The following is a 19,431-nucleotide window of genomic DNA, read 5'->3' as shown; positions in this document are numbered from 1 at the left end:
TCTGACAAGATCTTCCTTGTTTTATGATACTATTTATTTGCTTTTTGTTGTAGATTTTTCAAGCAACCCTCATTTTTTTTGGGAAGGGGCTCAGATTGTTATACCTTTGTAAGCGTAAATTTCATGCTTAAAAACATTTTTTCTTCATGCCAGAACGCACTGAAATAGCAAGTTTGGGGGAGTTTGGTTTTATCCGCCGGCTAACTCAAACCTTTTCGAATAAGAATTCTTCTACAATCAAAGGAGTTGGTGATGATGCTGCCGTGTTGTCCTATGACGGAAAGCAAACCCTTGTTACAACTGATCTTTTGCTCGAAGGCATCCACTTTGATCTGATATATACTCCTTTGAAGCATCTAGGATATAAGGCTGCTGTTGTGAATTTTTCAGACATTTATGCCATGAATGGAACGCCAAAGCAATTGACAGTTTCGCTTGGTATTTCTAAAAGATTTTCAGTGGAAGATATCGACACTTTATATGAAGGTCTTCATTTGGCATGCGAGCAGTATGGTGTTGATTTGGTTGGCGGCGATACTTCCGCCTCTGTGACGGGCTTACTGCTTTCGCTGACTTGTATCGGAGAAGCTGAAAAAGAATCGGTCGTTTATCGTAATATGGCAAAAGAAAATGATCTGATTTGTGTGTCGGGTGATTTAGGCGCTGCTTACATGGGTTTGCAACTGCTAGAACGGGAGAAAGTGGTTTTTGCAGGAAATCCTGAGATGCAACCTGATTTCAGCGGAAAAGATTATTTGCTTGAACGACAGTTGAAGCCCGAAGCAAGAAAAGATATCATTGAATTGTTACGGGAGAAACAGATTATTCCCACTTCGATGATTGATATTTCAGATGGGTTGTCTTCCGAGTTATTGCACTTGTGCACTCAGAGCCATACGGGCTGCCGTATTTATGAAGATCGAATCCCGATTGATTATCAGACGGCTGTAATGGCCGAAGAATTTAATATGAATCTTGTCACCGCAGCGTTGAATGGCGGAGAAGATTATGAGCTTTTATTCACCATGCCAATGTCAATGCATGAAGTGATTGATTCCCTCGAAGGCGTAACGTTGATTGGCTATATGACCCGTGCTGAACTGGGTTGTCGGCTGATTACGCGTGACGAACAGGAATTTGATCTAAAAGCGCAGGGATGGAGCATGGAAAAGGCAATCAATGAATTAAAAAACCAATAAACCATATACATGAAACGAGCCATAAAATAACTCATGCTCAAGTAGATGATTGTTTTGGCGAGTTCTATACATCCTTATTGTAAAAAATAAAAATAGACGTATGAAAGCCCTTAATGAACTCAAAATTGCTATCGCTTCCGATCATGCCGGCTATGGCTTGAAGACGGGTATAACGCCTTGGTTAGCTGATCATATAGCTGTGCTTCATGATTTTGGAACCTATTCTCCCGATAGTTGTGATTATTCTGATTTTGGCCATAAACTCGCTGATGCCGTTGAAAAAGGAGAATATGACTATGGGATTGCCATATGCGGTAGCGGCAATGGTATTAATATGACTGTTAACAAGCATCAGGGTATCCGCGCGGCTTTGTGCTGGTCGCCGGAATTAGCTGCCTTGGCGCGTCAACATAATAATGCTAATATATTATCGCTGCCGGGCAGGTTCGTAAAAGCTGATGAGGCCCTGAATATGGTAAAGATATTTCTTACCACCGATTTTGAAGGTGGTCGCCACCAACGTCGCATTGATAAAATTCCACTTCAACCTAAATGACAATCTTCTTAGAAAACAAAAGGAGAAGTGCAGAAATATAATAATTTATGAAACCTTTTGACGTTTATCCTTTATTTGATGTTGAAATTACAAAAGGGAGAGGTTGTCGCACATACGACAAGCAAGGGAATGAATACCTGGATTTGTATGGTGGTCATGCCGTAATTTCCATAGGACATTCTCATCCGCTTTATATTCAACGATTAACGCAACAACTGAATGAATTGGGATTCTATTCGAATTCAGTCCATAACAACTTGCAGGTTACTTTAGCAGAGAAGTTGGGCATTGCTTCCGGTTATGAAGATTACAGCCTGTTTTTAATTAACTCGGGAGCTGAGGCTAATGAAAATGCACTGAAACTGGCATCGTTTTATAACGGTCGAAAGCGAATCATAGCTTTTGGAAAGAGTTTTCATGGCCGTACCTCTGCTGCTGTACGAGTTACCGATAACCCGAAGATTATCGCACCTGTGAACGCCGGATTGGAGGTCACGTTTCTCCCAATGAATGACTTTGAAGCCCTGTCGAAAGAATTAAATAAAGGAGATGTTTCGTCGGTGATTATTGAAGGCATTCAGGGCGTAGGAGGTGTCCGGTTGCCGGATGAACGCTTTTTGAAATATCTTGCCGAGGAATGCAAACGCACCAGAACTGTGCTTATTCTCGATGAGATACAATCGGGTTACGGGCGGAGCGGAAAATTTTTCGCTCATCAATATGCAGGCATTCGTCCTGATTTAATCACAGTAGCCAAAGGAATGGGAAACGGCTTTCCGATCGGAGGCGTATTAATAGCTCCTTTTTTCGAAGCTGTTCATGGCCAGTTGGGAACAACATTCGGGGGAAATCATTTGGCCTGTACGGCTGCTATTGCTGTGTTGGATGTTTTTGCACAAGAACGCCTGATTGAAAATGCTCAAAAAACAGGTGCGTTTTTGTTGAAAGAACTTGATGCCTTCCCAAAAATAAAAGAGGTAAGGGGCCTGGGCCTGATGATTGGCATTGAAATGGAAAAACCTGTTGCCGATTTACGCAGACGTTTACTCTTTGAACAAAAGGTCTTTACAGGAGGCAGCGGAACGCATGTTATTCGACTATTACCACCTCTTTGTTTGACTCACGATGACGCTCTATTATTTTTAGAGCGGTTTGAAATGGCATTGCGTAACGAATAAATTAAGAAATCGAATCCTGATAACTCTGCAATATAGTGTTGCATGACAAAAGTTCAGTTGTTTATTCCGTGCTTTATTGATCAGCTTTATCCTGAGACGGGATTTAATACGGTTAAAATTCTCGAGAAAGCTGGCTGTAAAGTCATGTTTAATACTAACCAGACATGCTGTGGTCAACCGGCATTCAACAGTGGATACTGGAAAGAATCCAGAAAGTTAGCTGTGAAGTTTTTACAAGATTTTGAAGAAAATATTCCTATTGTGTCTCCTTCGGGGTCTTGTTCCGGTTTTGTCATAAATGATTATCCATCTTTATTCAAAGACGACCCCGTGTTGTTGCAACGACATGCCAATGTAAGCCGGAACCTATACGAATTGTCCGATTTTCTCGTTAACGTGTTGCAAGTGGTTGATTTTGGAGCCTGTTTCCCGCATAAAGTCACTTACCATGATTCTTGTTCTGCTCTCCGGTCATATGGCATTAAAGAAGAACCTCGCGAATTGCTCAGCCATGTAAAGGGATTGGAGCTGGTGGAAATGAATGAGAGCGAAGTCTGTTGCGGATTTGGAGGTACATTTTCAATTAAAAATACGGAAATTTCTACCGCTATGGTAGCTAATAAAGTGCGTAACGGTGTTGAGAGTGGCGCTGAATATATTGTCACGAGCGAGGCGTCGTGTGCCATGAATATTGCTGGCTATTGCAAGAAAAATAAAGTACCGCTAAAGGTGATTCACTTGGCTGATATTTTATCGCAATTTTAGAATGCATCATCGTTGTAACTTGTTGTAAATTAAATAATTATTAATTAGAGAAAAAAATCAGTATTAATTCTCAATCACCCATTGTTAGGTCATAAAAAAGCAGTATCTTTGCGCTTAATATTAATAATGAACCATTAAAACAGTAAGAACATGATTAAAGTAGGTATTAACGGTTTTGGCCGTATCGGACGTTTGGTGTTCCGTGCAGCATTAACTAAAAAAGACATTGAAATTGTAGGTATAAACGACTTGATCGACGTTGAGTATATGGCTTACATGCTGAAATATGATTCAGTTCATGGTCAATTCGACGGTACTATCGAAGTAAAAGACGGTAAATTGGTTGTGAATGGCCATGCTATTCGCGTTACTGCAGAAAAAGATCCGGCTAATCTGAAATGGAACGAAGTTGGTGCTGAATATGTAGTAGAATCTACCGGTCTGTTCTTAACAAAAGAAAAAGCTGGTGCTCACATTGCAGCAGGTGCAAAACGTGTTGTTATGTCAGCTCCTTCAAAAGATGATACTCCAATGTTTGTTATGGGAGTAAACAATAAAGCTTATGCTGGCGAAACTATTGTGTCAAACGCATCTTGCACAACCAACTGTTTAGCTCCTTTAGCAAAAGTAGTTCATGATAAATTTGGTATCGTTGAAGGTTTGATGACTACTGTACACTCTGTTACAGCTACCCAAAAAACTGTTGACGGCCCATCACAAAAAGATTGGAGAGGTGGCCGCGCATCTGCTGGTAATATTATTCCTTCATCAACCGGTGCTGCAAAAGCTGTTGGTAAAGTAATTCCTTCCTTGAATGGTAAATTGACCGGAATGTCTTTGCGTGTTCCTACCTTGGATGTTTCTGTGGTTGATCTGACTTGCCGTTTGGAAAAAAGCGCAACATACGAAGAAATCTGCAACGCTATGAAAGAAGCAGCAGAAGGCGAATTGAAAGGTATCCTCGGCTATACTGAAGATGCTGTTGTTTCTTCTGACTTTGTTCACGAATCACGTACGTCTGTTTTTGATGCAAAAGCAGGTATTATGTTGAATCCGAATTTCGTGAAATTAGTATCATGGTATGATAACGAATGGGGCTACTCTAATAAAGTTGTAGAACTGATTCAGCACATGGCAACTGTGAAATAATTTTAGATAGAATTATCGTGTGAAGCCGCCTCAAAAAGGTGGCTTCCTCTTTTTATGATATAAATGAGATTTTTCAAAAACCTATTTGACTTTTAGCCGGAATACTACTTTACAACGAACAATATAAAACACAACCACGGTAGTAAAGCATCGTGTTTCTACACACAACTTCAATTTTTCAAACCTGTTTCTACAGCGATCATGATGCTTTAATACATTACCTGAATTCTAAACGATACGCATCTACATGCTGAATCACTTTTTTGATTCCGAATGTATATATGTGTCGGGAATGTTTTCAACACACGAATTGGCTTATCATTCTATAGATACAAACTACACTAAACAAAAAGAGATGGATCATTCAAATTCACTTTTCTCGGAATTTCCACCTGTTTCCACGCAGGAATGGATGGATAAAATCAACGGAGACTTAAAAGGCGCCGATTTTGAAAAAAAATTAGTCTGGCGCACAAATGAAGGGTTTAATGTTCGACCATTTTATCGTGAGGAAGATTTGGTTGGACTGAAAGCTCACGGAGAACTCCCCGGAAAATTCCCATATGTTCGGGGAACAAAACAAACAAACAGTTGGCAGATTCGTCAAAAAATCAATGTTTCCAATCAAAACATCAGTGCTGCTAACGAAAAAGCTACCGCTTTACTTACGCACGGCGTTACTTCTTTGGAAATTGCCATTGATGCCGATGCCATAAGCGCCGATTCATTAAAGCAATTACTGAAAGGTATCGATATAACAAAGGTTGAATTGCATTTTGATACCTGTGTCAAAGCAGCGGTAAAATTGACGGAGCTCTTTGTCGCTTATGTAAAAGAAAACAACATTGAACCGAAACAGGTTTTTGGTTCACTCAATTTTGATCCGATCGGACGTCGATTGACACGTGGCAAAGTTATTGACAATGTTGTTGACCTGTACGCCTCTATTGTTACTGCATCGCTATACCTGCCTAAATTTAGAACGATTGCTATTAATCCTGTTTATTTCAACAATGCCGGTGCATATATTTACCAAGAACTAGGTTACGCTTTGGCTTGGGGAAATGATTTGCTGGCTCAATTGGTAGAAAAAGGATTTACGGCTGAAAAGATTGGGAAGAAAATGACTTTCAATTTTGGAATCAGTTCAAACTATTTCATGGAAATTGCCAAATTCAGAGCAGCCCGCTTTTTGTGGAGTAATATTGTGTATGCATATGGAGAGAAGTGTCCGAATGTTTGCAAGCATAATGAACCTGACGGTATGGAACGTTGTGCTGCCAAAATGATGATTCATGCTGAAACATCGCAATGGAATATGACAACATTCGATCCGTACGTCAACATGCTTCGCTCTCAGACAGAAGCTATGTCGGCAGTGATAGCCGGGGTGAACTCATTAACTGTTTTGCCGTTTAGTACCGTATTCAAGAGCTCGGATGAGTTTTCTGAACGTATTGCACGCAATCAGCAATTGTTGCTGAAAGAAGAAAGCCATTTTGATAAAGTGGTGGATCCCGGAGCCGGCTCCTATTATATCGAAAACCTGACAGAAGCCATTGCTAACCAGGCGTGGAAATTGTTCCTCGAAGTAGAATCCAAAGGTGGCTTCCTGGCAGAAGTAGCTGCCGGAAATATCCAGTCGGCTGTTAATGCTTCCAATGCCAACCGTCGGAAAGCTGTTGCAGGTCGTCGCGAAGTGATTTTAGGAACAAATCAGTACCCGAACTTCAATGAAATTGCCGGAGATAAAATTGAAGAAATGGCAGGGCATACCTGCAATCATGGCGAAAATGCGCCTGTGCTTGATTTCACACGTGGAGCTGCTGATTTTGAGGCATTGCGTCTTGCCACTGAAAAGTCGGCGAAACGTCCTAAAGTATTTATGTTAACTATTGGAAATTTGGCTATGCGCCTGGCTCGGGCACAATTCTCGAGCAATTTCTTTGCCTGCGCCGGATATCAGGTGATTGACAACCTGGGATTCCAGACGGTAGAAGATGGAATTGCCGCTGCACAACAGGCAAATGCTGAGATTATTGTCCTTTGTTCAAGCGATGAAGAGTATGAAACAATTGCTCCTCAGGCTTATAAGGTCATTGATGGAAAGCAACTGATGGTTGTTGCCGGTGCACCTGCTTGCATGGATAGTCTGAAAGCACAAGGCATTTCAGAATTTATCAATGTCCGCTCTAATGTATTGGAAACTTTACAACATTTCAATCAACTGTTAGGCATTGCAAAGTAAAACAATATTGAAAGTGGAAGGAAATGAACATCTTCTGCTTATTTTACATAAACACAACTAAACAAAATAATCATGCGTCCAACGTTTCATACACTCCGGTTTGAAGGAGAAACCGCAGAAAACAGTCATTTGTCGACGACTGAATGGACTACTCCTGAACAAATCAATGTAAAATCAATTTATACAAAAGATGACCTCGAAGGAATGGAGCATCTTCATTATGCTGCCGGTATTCCTCCGTTTCTGCGTGGCCCGTATAGTGTCATGTACGCTATGCGTCCCTGGACAATCCGGCAATATGCCGGTTTCTCAACGGCTGAAGAATCCAATGCTTTCTATCGTCGTAATCTGGCAAGCGGACAAAAAGGACTTTCCGTAGCTTTTGACCTGCCTACCCACCGTGGATATGATGCCGACCACGAACGTGTTGTCGGCGATGTCGGTAAAGCCGGCGTATCCATCTGTTCCGTTGAGGATATGAAAGTGCTCTTCGATGGCATTCCATTGAATAAGATGTCTGTTTCCATGACTATGAATGGCGCTGTTTTGCCGATCATGGCATTTTATATCAATGCCGGTCTGGAGCAGGGCGCCAAATTGGAAGAGATGGCCGGTACTATTCAGAATGATATCCTGAAAGAATTTATGGTGCGGAATACCTATATCTACCCACCGGCTTTCTCGATGAAAATCATTGCTGATATCTTTGAATACACATCAAAGAACATGCCGAAATTCAATTCGATCTCTATCTCGGGTTACCACATGCAGGAAGCAGGCGCTACGGCTGATATCGAATTGGCCTATACGTTGGCTGACGGATTGGAATATTTACGCGCCGGCGTAAATGCCGGTATGGATATTGATTCGTTTGCCCCGCGTTTGTCCTTCTTCTGGGCTATTGGGATGAACCATTTTATGGAAATTGCAAAGATGCGTGCTGCCCGTCTGTTATGGGCAAAGATTGTCAAGCAGTTCAATCCAAAGAATCCGAAATCACTTGCTTTGCGTACGCATAGCCAGACTTCCGGTTGGTCATTGACCGAACAGGATCCTTTCAACAATATAGGGAGAACCTGTATTGAAGCTATGGCAGCTGCGCTGGGGCATACGCAATCGTTGCACACCAATGCGCTGGATGAGGCAATTGCTTTGCCTACTGATTTCTCGGCGCGTATAGCGCGTAATACACAGATCTATATTCAGGAAGAAACCAATATCTGTCGTGAAGTCGATCCCTGGGCAGGTTCTTACTATGTGGAAAGCCTGACGAAAGAGCTGGCTGAAAAGGCTTGGAATTTGATTCAGGAAATTGAGCAACTGGGCGGAATGGCCAAAGCAATCGAGACAGGCATTCCCAAAATGAGAATTGAAGAAGCTGCTGCCCGCACACAAGCTAAAATTGACTCCGGTCAACAGGTTATTGTGGGCGTTAATAAATATTGCCTTGACAAGCAGGATCCGATTGATATTCTCGAAGTTGACAATACGGCTGTTCGTAAACAACAGATCGAACGGTTGAATGCCCTGAAGCAAGATCGTGATCAGGTATTGGTTGATAATGCATTAGCAGCTATCACCGAAACTGTGAAGACAGGCAAGGGCAACTTGTTGGAACTGGCCATCGAAGCAGCCAAAGTTCGTGCTACCTTAGGAGAAATTTCTTATGCCTGCGAAAAAGTCGTAGGTAGATATCAAGCAACCATTCGAACAATATCAGGCGTGTATTCATCAGAAACAAAACAAGACGCAGATTTTATGCGTGCTTGCGAACTGACAGAACAGTTTGCTAAAAAAGAAGGACGTCGTCCTCGTATCATGATTGCCAAGATGGGGCAGGATGGTCACGATCGTGGCGCCAAAGTTGTGGCAACCGGTTATGCTGATTGCGGGTTTGATGTGGATATGGGACCTTTGTTCCAAACTCCGGCAGAAGCTGCAAAAGATGCTGTTGAAAATGATGTGCATGTGTTGGGCGTTTCTTCATTGGCTGCGGGACACAAAACTTTGATTCCGCAAGTAATAGAAGAATTGAAAAAACTTGGTCGCGAAGACATTATTGTTATCGCCGGCGGAGTAATTCCTGCTCAGGATTATGACTTCCTCTACAAGTCCGGTGTGGCTGCCATCTTTGGTCCCGGTTCTCCGGTTGCCAAGGCAGCATGTCAGATCATGGAAATTTTACTGGCTGACTAAAGAAAGTCGGTTTGAATCATAAAAAAACGCTGATCGTTTCCGGTCAGCGTTTTTTTATGATCATTTCTTGTCTATCTCAATACCTTGCTTTTCTCATTTAGTCCCGAAAATCTCAGATAATTTGTTGGTTAAAGCATCGCCTCGTAAATCTTTAGCAATGATCTTCCCGTTTGGATCGATCAGAAAGTTTTGTGGGATAGAACGAATGTGATAGAGTTGTGCGGCTGCATTGTTCCAATATTGGAGGTCAGAAACCTGTGTCCAGGTTAGCCCGTCTTTCTTTATAGCATCCAACCAGTCCTGACGACCGTTTTCATTATCCAGCGACACGCTCAGAATAGTGAAGTTTTTACCTTTGAATTCATTGTATGCTTTTACAACGTTTGGATTCTCACGACGGCATGGTCCACACCAGGAAGCCCAGAAATCGAGTAATACATATTTTCCACGAAAATCGGAAAGTTTTACAGGATGACCTTCTGGGTCGTTTTCCGTAAAGTCAGGCGCAATGGCTCCAATGGCGACCGTTTTCAGTTGAGCCAGCATGGTAGCGTAAGCTTTTGCGTCTTCCGTGTTTCTAACTTTAGGGGATAAGGTTTCAAAAATAGGTTCCAGTTCATTATAGTCTGGCGTGTAACCTCCTAATGTTTTTAACGCATCTAAGCTGACAATGGTTTGTGGATGATTTTTGATGAACTTTTTGATAATAGCTTTTTGCTCCAGATCAAGTGCATCAAAAGCACTTTCGATTTGTGATACAAATACTTTCGATTGTCGTTGTTCGGGAGTTGCTTCTGCATATTGGTTATACAATGCTTTTTGTTTGGCTTCAATAGGTTTCAGTTGGTCTATTAATAGTTGGTTGATGCGGTTCAATTCAGATCCTGCAATGATAGCTTTGCTTACTGAGTCGGTGGAAGTGACGGAGATGGTTCCTGCTTCCAGATAAAGGGGTAACATGTCGTTCCCGGAATGTTTTACGCCGGTTCCGTCATGATCAATGACGATATAGGCCTGTGTCGGTTCGTCCAGTTTTCCTGCAAAATGAAAGGCTCCCTGGTTAATGTCGGCAGTATCAATAACGGTTTTTGTACCTGTGTGATACGTCAGGTATGCCTTGGCAGGCGCATTTAAGTGATCTACATTCCCTTTTAGGGAAAAGTTGATTTGTGCCATCAGCATCATTGGGAATGCTGCTGTTGCTAAAAAAAATAATTTCTTCATTCTACTTTCTGTTAATTAATAGGTTAATTCTGAAAAGAGTGTTTGTGCTTTGCCAAAATACAAAGCATTATGCAGTCTCCTGTTTTATTTCTACTTAGATGGGAACAAAATAATTTTCAAATGTACGACTTTATTGTAGCCAAACGCTTGTCTATCGAGCTTTTTAGAAAAAATAAAGAATTAAAAGCGGAATCAAATAACGAAATGAAGGAATCACTGAATAATAAAACAGCAGGAAGTTAAAGAAGACGCATTCAATTGACAATGAAAATTTGAAGTTAAGGAAGCTGGAAAGTTAATTCAAAATTCCCATAGCCGATTGACTTTAGACTCTTGGTGCTTTTACTCACTCCTTTTGTCCTTCGATCCTTCAATCTAAAGCGATGGCACTTCAAGCTGTCGCTTTTTTGTTGAAAATGGACTATATTTGACCTTTCTATAAGTGTAATTCCATGAACGCCGGTTATAAGATAGCGAAGTAGGGGGATGGAGAAATCCGGAACTTGCGCCGGCGGAAGGGAAAACTTTGATGTCATTATTGGAATACTTTGTAAATCAATTAATCAGTACATATATGTCAACTATTTTATTTTCACCGTTACAATTGCGGAAAGTCATTTTAAGGAATCGGCTTGTTGTGTCACCTATGTGTCAATATTCTGCCGAAGACGGGTTTGCCAATGATTGGCATTTGGTTCATTACGGAAGCAGGGCTGTTGGAGGTGCAGGTTTGATTCTGCAGGAAGCCACTGCTGTTGCCCCCGAAGGTCGTATCTCGCCGGATGATTTAGGGATATGGAAAGAAGAGCATGTTCAGCCTTTGCGCCGTATCACCGATTTTATTTCGGCTCAGGGGGCTGTCCCCGGCATTCAGTTAGCTCATTCGGGACGGAAGGGAAGCACCTCGTCTGAGTGGAAGGGTGGGGGAAGTGTGGTAGGAATGCATGAGGGAGGCTGGCAAACTATTGCCCCGTCGGCTGTGCCATTCCGTGATTCAGATCCATTACCGGAGGAATTGTCCATCGAAGGGATTCATCGCGTCATCAATGATTTTGTAAAAGCCACACAACGGTCTCTTGCCGCCGGATACAAGGTTGTGGAGATTCATGCTGCCCATGGCTATCTACTCCATCAGTTTTTGTCGCCGTTGAGCAATCACAGGACAGACAGCTATGGCGGCTCTTTCGAAAACCGGATCCGTTTATTGTTGGAGATTGTCGATGCTGTGCGTGCAGTATGGCCACAGGAGTATCCTTTGTTCGTGCGTATATCTGCAACCGACTGGGCTGAGAATGGATGGAATATGGAAGATTCGGTGAAATTATCCGCTCTTTTGAAGCATCATGGGGTAGATTTGATGGATATATCTTCTGGGGGATTGATACCTACGGCTAAGGTTCCTGTTGCCTTTGGATATCAGGTGGGATTTGCTACCCGCATCAAAAGCCAGACAGAAATGCCGACCGGAGCTGTTGGATTGTTGGTGGATCCTGTACAAATGGAAACTTTATTGGTCAATAAAAATGCTGATTTGCTGATTGTAGGTCGCGAATGGTTGCGAAATCCCTATCTGGGTCTTGAAGCAGCTTCAATGTTGCATGCCGATATGCCCTGGCCGGTACAATATCAGAGAGCGAAACCGAATAAATAAATGATAAAACAGCCCGAAGATAAAAAAGTCGTATTCAATTGACAATTGACAATGAAAATCAGAAGTTATGGAAGATACAGGAAGAACTAGCAGCATTGCCAACAGATTTCTTCTTGATTCTTGGTTCTCAACTTTACACCTTAAACGTTCAACAGTAGTTCTCTTTCGACTTTAGACTCTGTTATTTCAAGCAACTTTTTTGAATTTGTTGTATCTTTACAACACGAAAACGACTGGTTTACCGCCGGATTATCCATCAGTAAGACAATGAACAACGATACCATCTGCGCTTTATCAACTGCCCCGGGACAGGGTGCCATTGCCATAGTGAGACTTTCGGGCATCGATGCGATCTCCGTTGCAGGGAAAATTTTCGTCCCGCACCGCAAATCGCATCCGCTTTCGGAGCAGGCGTCGCATACAGTGCAGTTTGGAGATATCCGCGACCCGGAGAATGGTGCATTGATCGACGAGGTGCTGGTTACCCTTTTCCGTACTCCCCATTCCTATACGGGTGAAGATCTGGTAGAGATTTCGTGTCATGGTTCTTCCTACATCGAACAACAGATCCTGCGGCTGCTTCTCCGGTACGGTTGCCGGATGGCGCAACCGGGAGAATTTACGCAACGGGCTTTCCTGGATGGCAAGATGGATCTCTCGCAGGCGGAAGCTGTGGCCGATATCATCGCGTCGGAATCGGCCGCTGCACACCGCCTGGCTGTGCAACAACTAAAAGGGGGGTTCTCCAAAGCACTGAACGACCTGCGCGAACAGTTGCTGAACTTCACGGCGCTCATTGAACTGGAACTTGATTTCAGCGAAGAGGAGGTGGAATTTGCCGACCGCAGCCAACTGAGTGAACTGATCCATCATATCGATAGCGTCATTAGCCGGCTGATCGACTCCTTCAACGTGGGCAACGCCATTAAAAACGGTATCCCCGTTGCCATTGTGGGGGAAACGAATGTCGGGAAGTCAACCCTGCTCAATAAGCTGCTGCATGAAGAGCGGGCGCTTGTGTCGGATATCCACGGCACAACGCGCGACACCATTGAGGAGGTGCTGGTGCTTGACGGTATTCAGTTCCGCTTCATCGACACGGCAGGCATACGCGACACCCGCGACCATATCGAATCCATGGGCATAGAGCGGACATTTAACAAAATAGAGCAGGCCAGCCTGCTGCTGGTGGTGCTCGACGCTACCCGCGACAATGAAAGCCTGGCAACCTTTATCTCTCAAATAACAAAAAAGACAGCCGGTAAGAAACGGATATTCATCCTCAACAAAGCGGATAAAATAACTGCCGGAGAACGCAAACAACGGATAGATCTTCCTTTCCCTGACAGCGACCCGTATGTGTTCCTCTCGGCAAAGAAGGGCGAGGGCATCGACCTACTGGAGCAAAAGATTGTGGAGGCGGCGCAGATCCCGCATATTGGCAACAATGATGTGATCGTGACCAATATGCGTCACCAGGAAGCATTATCGATGGCACGGACAGCTATCCGGCGCGTCATCGACGGCATGGAGCGAAATCTGTCTGGGGAGTTCCTGTCTCAGGATATCCGGGAAGCGATCTTTTATCTCGGAACGATTACCGGCGGAGCAATCACACCCGACGAAGTGCTTGGCTCCATCTTCTCCCGGTTTTGCATCGGCAAATAGGTATTAGATTGACAAACATGTGAGTTGCAATCGGAACTGTCAAAAGCTACTTTAAGCGATAACGGAGGATGCAGGGAGTTAGTTTGTTGCATTCATACGCGCACCTTCAGTTGAAAGAATGTATTAACCCCACGAAATCTGTTTATAATGAAAAAAGTTATTTTATTCATTTTTGTGGCGTTGTTGATCGCCTCCTGCTCCACCACAAAAAGGTTTTCAAATGCGACTGCTCCCGCGCAAACGGTTCTTGCCAATAATGCCGGGAGGGATGGTTCTTCCTATCAAAAAGCTATCATCATCCATGCTTCTTCTGAAAGCACAGGAGTACCGGCTGAGTATCAATGGCTGAAAAATCATTATCCGGGATATCAAACCAAGATGCAAACACTCGTTTTCCATCAAAAGAAACCGTATGATATTATTGAGATTGTAACAGCAGAAGGGCAGGATAAAAACATTTACTTCGACATCTCCAACTATTTCGGAAAACTATAAAGAATCTCCATAACTACCGGTAGTACAAAACTCCAACTGTCAGGAATTGAATGTTTTTTGTTTCCCTTATCAGATAACAGGAATCCTGATCCATTGTAATACACTTCCTGCCTGTATCATATTTCGTAGCACTGCCGCTTAACGGGTGGAGGGTGACTCATTTTTCTACAAATATTTGTGGGGTACTGTACTTGCCAAACATCTTGTCCACGCGAATGATTTGTGCGGGAACATGCGGAGACTTTAGGGGAGGATTTAATGTTGGGAGACCGTCCAAAAAACTGTGTAAATAGAAATAAATGCTTATTTTTATAACAGAAAAAAAAGGACATGAAAAAGCAGAAATCAGTATTATCAAAATTGAGTGCAGAAGATGAGGCACTTTTCTCCCAGTTACCAACAGATTTTTTCAAGGGTTTCAAGACCATGCAAGACATAAATGGTTTTATGGATAAGCTATTTAAGCGGGGAGTAGAAAAGATGTTAGAAAGTGAGTTGAGCGAACATCTTGGCTACGACAAGCACTCAGTCAAAGGAAATGGCAGTGGGAACTCTCGTAATGGAAAAACCCGCAAGTTAGTAAAGAGCAGTAGTGGAGAAATAATTATAGAGGTTCCCCGCGATCGTCAGGGTGAGTTTAATCCCATCGTTTTGCCCAAGCGTCAAAAAGTAATAGACAAGATAGAAAGCGTTGTGATTTCTTTGTATGCACGAGGCATGTCGACTCGTGACATAGAAGCTCAGATAAAAGACATTTATGGTGTCACTATCAGTTCTTCGTCCATATCCAATATCACAGATCAGGTAATGAGCGATGTAGAAGCCTGGCAAACCCGTCCATTGGATGATACTTATCTGATTGTTTGGTTAGATGGTATTCGTATCAAAGTTCGTTCAGGAGGTAAGATAATAAGTAAAAGCGTTTATCTGATTATCGGTTTAAATACCAATGGACATAGAGAAGTTATTAGTATGTGGATCAATGAAACTGAATCGGCTTCATTTTGGATGAACGTGTTGGATGATTTGAAGAAACGAGGGGTGAAAGATATTTTAATTGCCTGTTCAGATAATCTGAAAGGGCTAACCCAGGCTATTCAGGCTGTGTTTCCGGAAACAGTAACACAATTATGTATTGTTCATCAGATAAGAAACACGATGAACTATATTGGGACAAAGGAAAAACGGAGTTTTATGCATGATCTTCAACAAGTGTATCAGGCCCGAAACTTAGATGCTGCTGGGGAAGCTTTTGCTGAATTGGAAACTAAATGGGGAGAGAAATATCCTTATGCCATTAAATCCTGGATTGCAAATTGGGAAAATCTGACAGCCTATTTTACCTATCCAGCCGAAATACGAAAGATTATCTATACCACTAATGTGATTGAAAATCTAAATCGAAGCATACGCAAATACACCAAAAATAAATTGATGTTTCCTGATGATCAGGCAATGAAAAAAGCAGTGTATCTGGCGATCCAACAAGCCTCAATATCTTGGAGTGCAAAAGTTTCCAACTGGCCATTGATTGCCAATCAGTTTATGATTTTATATCCTGATAGAGCAAATATTAGTGACACTAGTTTAAGAATAAAATAAAAACGGAAGTTTTTTCTTTTCAAACCCCTCAAAAATTTTGAGAGGGGATTCGAAAAGAAAAAGGTAGCGTAAAATAAACTGTGTCAGTTTCAATTCTTATCAAATTTCAGATACTCAATTAATCCGATTTTTTATAATGGATAATGAAGATCCTGAGTTTTGTTGGGCAAAAACGGTTAGGGGTCGACCCCCTAATCGTTTTTTATTACAATGGCACAAAGTTTCACCATCGTTTTGTTGGGTGGAAGCAAAACTAAGAAAAATGCCTGGATATTTATTTGATGTTGTGATTTTATTCAAATAAATTAAACCTTTCAGGAAATTTAATCGCCAGTTGTTGTGCAGTTAACCCCCAGTTTGACAGAGGCATAGTCCATTTTTTCCGGATATTGCGATAGGCCAAATACACCAATTTTTCCAATGCTGTATCATTGGTAAAAACACCTTTGTTTTTGGTAACTTTCCTTATCTGACGGTGATAGCCTTCTACGGTATTGGTGGTATATATGATTCTTCGGATAGCATCAGAAAACTCAAAATAAGCGGTTAGTTTTTCCCAATTATCACGCCATGATTTAATGACAATTGGATAATCCTTTCCCCACTTTGAATCAAGATTATCGAGTTCGATTGCTGCCTGCTCTTTGCTTACTGCTTGATAAACAAGCTTCAAATCTTTCATGAACGTTTTCTGATTTTTACTTGCAACATATTTAATTGAATTGCGGATTTGATGCACCACACAAGTTTGAACTACTGTGTGTGGAAATACGCTTTTTATAGCATCTGAAAAGCCACTAAGATTGTCCGTAGAGGCTATTAGAATGTCATTTACTCCTCTTGATTGAAGATCGGTGAGCACCGATAACCAAAAGTTAGCTCCTTCGCTTTTGGAAATATACATGCCAAGCAAATCTTTGTAACCGTTACGGTCAACACCCAATACGTTGTATATGGCTCGTGTTACAGGGCGATTCTTTTCGTCCATCACTTTGTAGTGAATGGCATCCATCCAAACAATTGGATAAACACTATCCAATGACCTGCTACGCCAGGACTGAATCTCTGGCAGAACCCGGTCTGTTATGGAACTGATTGTGTCAGCAGAAACCCTGTTTCCAAGGTTTTCCTCCATCCAATCGCTTATTTCCCGAGTACTGTTCCCCAAGGCATAAAGACCAATTATACGGTCTGCAACACCTTCTGCAAGTATTGTTTCACGTTTCTTTATAAACTCAGGTTCAAAACTGGAATGGCGGTCACGGGGTGTATGAACGGTGACTTCACCCAATTGGGTTTGAACTTGTTTGGACATACGTCCATTGCGCCGATTGCCTAAACTACGCTCATCTTCATCTAAATGAGCATCCATTTCTCCCTCTAAAGCTGCATTTAGAATATTTTCTAACAAGGGCGCAAAGGCACCATCTTTGCCTAAAAGGGGTTTGCCAGATTTTATCTGTTCTAAAACTTTGGCTTGAAAAGCCTTGTAATCAAATTCTTCCATAAAAATAAACTGTATTGTAAAGTTATAAAATTATTTTATTCTTTACTGACACAGTTTAATTTACAGTCTCAAGAAAAAATAATAATAAATGAGATAAGAATGCGTTTACACAAATTTTTGGACACTACCAATGTTGGGGTTGCTTCTTAAATATTTTAGGTTGCAACACATTTTCATTGCGATGCAACATTTTCGTTGCGATGCACCACAATGTTTTTGCGATGCAACACATTTTCGTTGCGATGCACCACAATGTTTTTGCGATGCAACACATTTTCGTTGCGATGCACCACAATGTTTTTGCCATGCACCACATTTTCATTGCGATGCACCACAATGATTTTGCGATGCACCACATTTTCATTGCGATGCACCACATTTTCGTTGCGATGCACCACAATGATTTTGCGATGCACCACATTTCCCTTGCGATGCACCACAATGATTTTGCCATGCAACACATTTTCATTGCGATGCACCACAATGATTTTGCCATGCAACACATTTTCATTGCCATGCACCACAATGATTTTGCGATGCAACACATTTTCGTTGCGATGCACCACAATGATTTTGCCATGCAACACTTTTTTGTTGCGATGCACCACAATGTTTTTGCCATGCAACACATTTTCGTTGCCATGCACCACAATGATTTTGCGATGCAACGCATTTTCGTTGCGATGCACCACAATGTTTTTGCGATGCAACACTTTTTCGTTGCGATGCACCACAATGTTTTTTCTTTGCAGACTTTTTCCCCCGGGGAGAGTCACTTTTCGGATAAATGTCCGGTTTTTATTTCTTCTTCAGGCCTGCCTTATATTCAATAACCGTATTGTTGCATCCCTTTATGCCCCTCCATTACTAATATATCAAATATTGATAACTAATTGATATCTTTTGCTGTAAGATTGAAAATAATTGTTTATGTTTGTGGAGCGAATAGGAAAAAGAGGGAAGAAGCCATCATGACGATTCATTCGAAATGATAAATCCCGTTGTACGACAAACCGATACAATGGGAGTCCTGACCTACAATCTGCACTCCTATTCAGGTGAAACGTTCTGGAAAGAGAATTGTACGGAAGTGTATAGGCTTGAAGAAAATAACGAGTGGAAACTCATCCACAGCCATTGGTCGTTGACTAATCCTTCCATTGATTAAATTACCCTGTCATACCTCTTAGATTGCTTATGGAAGAAATATTGACATTCGCTGACCGGCAAGCCTTTCGGGAATGGCTTGGCAAACATGGGACAGAGAGCGATGGCGTATGGCTACTCTTTGGCAAAAAAAGAAAATTTGTCACACTCTCTGCTGGCGATGCACTGGAAGAGGCGCTTTGTCACGGATGGATAGACGGACAAATGCAATTTCTTGACGATAATACGTATAAAAAGTATTTTGCGCGCCGTATGCCTAAAAGCAAATGGTCTGTTAAAAACAAAAAGCTGGCGCAAACTCTTATGGAAAAAGGGTTAATGACACAACAGGGTTTAGAAGCTGTAGAACGCGCCAGAAAAAACGGTTCATGGGATAATGCTAAACGTATTCTTATTGACGATGAACAAATACGGATGTTTAAGGAGACCATTCAGCCGTATGAGCCTGCTTATACCAATTTGCTGGCAATGTCGCATTCGGTACAGCGTACATATACCGGATTTTATCTTGATGCCAAATCGGATAAAGCCCGTCAAGCCAGGCTAGAGAGAATCATTGACAGACTTAACAGGAATTTGAAACCAATGTGACATAGGATAAAATCTAAAGTCAAGAATCAAGAGTCGAAAGAGAACTACGGTTGAAAGTGTAAAGTGTAAAGCTGAGAACCAAGAATCAAGAAGAAATCTGTTGGCAATGCTGCTGGTTCTTCCCGTATCTTCTTTAACTTCCTGTTGTTTTATCAGTTATTCAGTTATTTGATTCTGTCTACCACCTACTATCTACGGGTTGATGTTATCTCCCGGTTCTCATTGTCAACTAAAT

17 protein-coding genes are annotated in these 19,431 nt (G+C 42.0%); 14 read left to right on the top strand and 3 right to left on the bottom strand.

Features of this window, described 5'->3' with window-relative positions; translation table 11 throughout:
* Positions 1-146: 146 nt before the first annotated feature.
* The 7 genes from thiL (at position 147) to scpA (ending at position 9,291) form a co-directional block, all read left to right on the top strand.
* On the top strand, positions 147-1,199 hold the full coding sequence (gene thiL, locus FHX64_RS05255; RefSeq protein WP_183412756.1) for a thiamine-phosphate kinase: 1,053 nt from the start codon (positions 147-149) through the stop codon (positions 1,197-1,199).
* A gap of 100 nt (positions 1,200-1,299) precedes the next feature.
* Positions 1,300-1,755: a ribose 5-phosphate isomerase B gene (gene rpiB / locus FHX64_RS05250; protein WP_183412755.1), complete on the top strand. Its 456-nt coding sequence runs from the start codon at positions 1,300-1,302 to the stop codon at positions 1,753-1,755.
* 47 nt (positions 1,756-1,802) lie between these two features.
* Entirely contained in the window at positions 1,803-2,933 is a 1,131-nt protein-coding gene (locus tag FHX64_RS05245) for an aspartate aminotransferase family protein (protein ID WP_183412754.1), read from the top strand.
* 42 nt (positions 2,934-2,975) lie between these two features.
* Positions 2,976-3,698, top strand: coding sequence for a (Fe-S)-binding protein (locus FHX64_RS05240; RefSeq protein ID WP_183412753.1), 723 nt, complete (start codon positions 2,976-2,978; stop codon positions 3,696-3,698).
* 150 nt (positions 3,699-3,848) lie between these two features.
* On the top strand, positions 3,849-4,847 hold the full coding sequence (gene gap, locus FHX64_RS05235; RefSeq protein ID WP_183412752.1) for a type I glyceraldehyde-3-phosphate dehydrogenase: 999 nt from the start codon (positions 3,849-3,851) through the stop codon (positions 4,845-4,847).
* A 355-nt stretch (positions 4,848-5,202) separates the two neighbouring features.
* Positions 5,203-7,095 carry a methylmalonyl-CoA mutase small subunit gene (gene mutA / locus FHX64_RS05230; protein ID WP_183412751.1) on the top strand — a complete coding sequence of 631 codons (1,893 nt, stop codon included), beginning with the start codon at positions 5,203-5,205 and terminating at the stop codon, positions 7,093-7,095.
* Positions 7,096-7,167: 72 nt separating this feature from the next.
* The gene (gene scpA, locus FHX64_RS05225) at positions 7,168-9,291 is read left to right on the top strand and encodes a methylmalonyl-CoA mutase (protein ID WP_183412750.1); all 2,124 of its coding nucleotides are present in this window, start codon (positions 7,168-7,170) and stop codon (positions 9,289-9,291) included.
* Between the two features lie 93 nt (positions 9,292-9,384).
* Here scpA and FHX64_RS05220 read toward each other — a convergent pair whose 3' ends face one another.
* On the bottom strand, positions 9,385-10,515 hold the full coding sequence (locus FHX64_RS05220; RefSeq protein WP_183412749.1) for a TlpA disulfide reductase family protein: 1,131 nt from the start codon (positions 10,513-10,515) through the stop codon (positions 9,385-9,387).
* Between the two features lie 120 nt (positions 10,516-10,635).
* On the opposite strand from FHX64_RS05220, the gene FHX64_RS14385 reads away from it, so the two are divergent.
* The 5 genes from FHX64_RS14385 to FHX64_RS05200 all read left to right on the top strand — a co-directional run bounded on the left by FHX64_RS14385 (position 10,636) and on the right by FHX64_RS05200 (position 15,931).
* Positions 10,636-10,758 (top strand): hypothetical protein, encoded by a 123-nt coding sequence (locus tag FHX64_RS14385; RefSeq protein ID WP_281370786.1) that lies wholly within the window; start codon positions 10,636-10,638, stop codon positions 10,756-10,758.
* 331 nt (positions 10,759-11,089) lie between these two features.
* Entirely contained in the window at positions 11,090-12,166 is a 1,077-nt protein-coding gene (locus tag FHX64_RS05215) for an NADH:flavin oxidoreductase/NADH oxidase (RefSeq protein WP_183412748.1), read from the top strand.
* A 267-nt stretch (positions 12,167-12,433) separates the two neighbouring features.
* Positions 12,434-13,834, top strand: a complete 1,401-nt coding sequence (mnmE, locus tag FHX64_RS05210) for a tRNA uridine-5-carboxymethylaminomethyl(34) synthesis GTPase MnmE (protein ID WP_183412747.1) — start codon at positions 12,434-12,436, stop codon at positions 13,832-13,834.
* 147 nt (positions 13,835-13,981) lie between these two features.
* Positions 13,982-14,329: a hypothetical protein gene (locus FHX64_RS05205; RefSeq protein ID WP_183412746.1), complete on the top strand. Its 348-nt coding sequence runs from the start codon at positions 13,982-13,984 to the stop codon at positions 14,327-14,329.
* 330 nt (positions 14,330-14,659) lie between these two features.
* The gene (locus tag FHX64_RS05200; protein WP_246392280.1) at positions 14,660-15,931 is read left to right on the top strand and encodes an IS256 family transposase; all 1,272 of its coding nucleotides are present in this window, start codon (positions 14,660-14,662) and stop codon (positions 15,929-15,931) included.
* Positions 15,932-16,223: 292 nt separating this feature from the next.
* Here the strand turns inward: FHX64_RS05200 and FHX64_RS05195 are convergent, their stop codons facing one another.
* The gene (locus FHX64_RS05195) at positions 16,224-17,438 is read right to left on the bottom strand and encodes an IS256 family transposase (RefSeq protein WP_183412745.1); all 1,215 of its coding nucleotides are present in this window, start codon (positions 17,436-17,438) and stop codon (positions 16,224-16,226) included.
* A 173-nt stretch (positions 17,439-17,611) separates the two neighbouring features.
* Entirely contained in the window at positions 17,612-18,169 is a 558-nt protein-coding gene (locus FHX64_RS05190) for a hypothetical protein (protein WP_183412744.1), read from the bottom strand.
* 257 nt (positions 18,170-18,426) lie between these two features.
* On the opposite strand from FHX64_RS05190, the gene FHX64_RS05185 reads away from it, so the two are divergent.
* Both FHX64_RS05185 and FHX64_RS05180 read left to right on the top strand, forming a co-directional pair.
* Complete coding sequence (locus FHX64_RS05185; RefSeq protein WP_183412743.1) at positions 18,427-18,606, top strand: hypothetical protein; 180 nt, start codon at positions 18,427-18,429, stop codon at positions 18,604-18,606.
* A gap of 29 nt (positions 18,607-18,635) precedes the next feature.
* Complete coding sequence (locus FHX64_RS05180; protein ID WP_183412742.1) at positions 18,636-19,196, top strand: YdeI/OmpD-associated family protein; 561 nt, start codon at positions 18,636-18,638, stop codon at positions 19,194-19,196.
* Positions 19,197-19,431: the final 235 nt, after the last annotated feature.

It is taken from the genome of Microbacter margulisiae, assembly GCF_014192515.1.
GTDB lineage: Bacteria > Bacteroidota > Bacteroidia > Bacteroidales > Paludibacteraceae > Microbacter > Microbacter margulisiae.
This window is presented reverse-complemented; position numbering and strand designations above follow the sequence as displayed.

Coding starts and splice junctions, on each gene's coding strand:
- FHX64_RS05180 (WP_183412742.1), top strand. CDS start 18,636: ATGGAAGAAATATTGACATTCGCTGACCGGCAAGCCTTTCGGGAATGG.
- FHX64_RS05240 (WP_183412753.1), top strand. CDS start 2,976: ATGACAAAAGTTCAGTTGTTTATTCCGTGCTTTATTGATCAGCTTTAT.
- thiL (WP_183412756.1), top strand. CDS start 147: ATGCCAGAACGCACTGAAATAGCAAGTTTGGGGGAGTTTGGTTTTATC.
- FHX64_RS05205 (WP_183412746.1), top strand. CDS start 13,982: ATGAAAAAAGTTATTTTATTCATTTTTGTGGCGTTGTTGATCGCCTCC.
- mutA (WP_183412751.1), top strand. CDS start 5,203: ATGGATCATTCAAATTCACTTTTCTCGGAATTTCCACCTGTTTCCACG.
- FHX64_RS05185 (WP_183412743.1), top strand. CDS start 18,427: ATGATAAATCCCGTTGTACGACAAACCGATACAATGGGAGTCCTGACC.
- rpiB (WP_183412755.1), top strand. CDS start 1,300: ATGAAAGCCCTTAATGAACTCAAAATTGCTATCGCTTCCGATCATGCC.
- gap (WP_183412752.1), top strand. CDS start 3,849: ATGATTAAAGTAGGTATTAACGGTTTTGGCCGTATCGGACGTTTGGTG.
- FHX64_RS05195 (WP_183412745.1), bottom strand. CDS start 17,438: ATGGAAGAATTTGATTACAAGGCTTTTCAAGCCAAAGTTTTAGAACAG.
- FHX64_RS05245 (WP_183412754.1), top strand. CDS start 1,803: ATGAAACCTTTTGACGTTTATCCTTTATTTGATGTTGAAATTACAAAA.
- FHX64_RS05200 (WP_246392280.1), top strand. CDS start 14,660: ATGAAAAAGCAGAAATCAGTATTATCAAAATTGAGTGCAGAAGATGAG.
- scpA (WP_183412750.1), top strand. CDS start 7,168: ATGCGTCCAACGTTTCATACACTCCGGTTTGAAGGAGAAACCGCAGAA.
- FHX64_RS14385 (WP_281370786.1), top strand. CDS start 10,636: ATGTACGACTTTATTGTAGCCAAACGCTTGTCTATCGAGCTTTTTAGA.
- FHX64_RS05215 (WP_183412748.1), top strand. CDS start 11,090: ATGTCAACTATTTTATTTTCACCGTTACAATTGCGGAAAGTCATTTTA.
- FHX64_RS05220 (WP_183412749.1), bottom strand. CDS start 10,515: ATGAAGAAATTATTTTTTTTAGCAACAGCAGCATTCCCAATGATGCTG.
- mnmE (WP_183412747.1), top strand. CDS start 12,434: ATGAACAACGATACCATCTGCGCTTTATCAACTGCCCCGGGACAGGGT.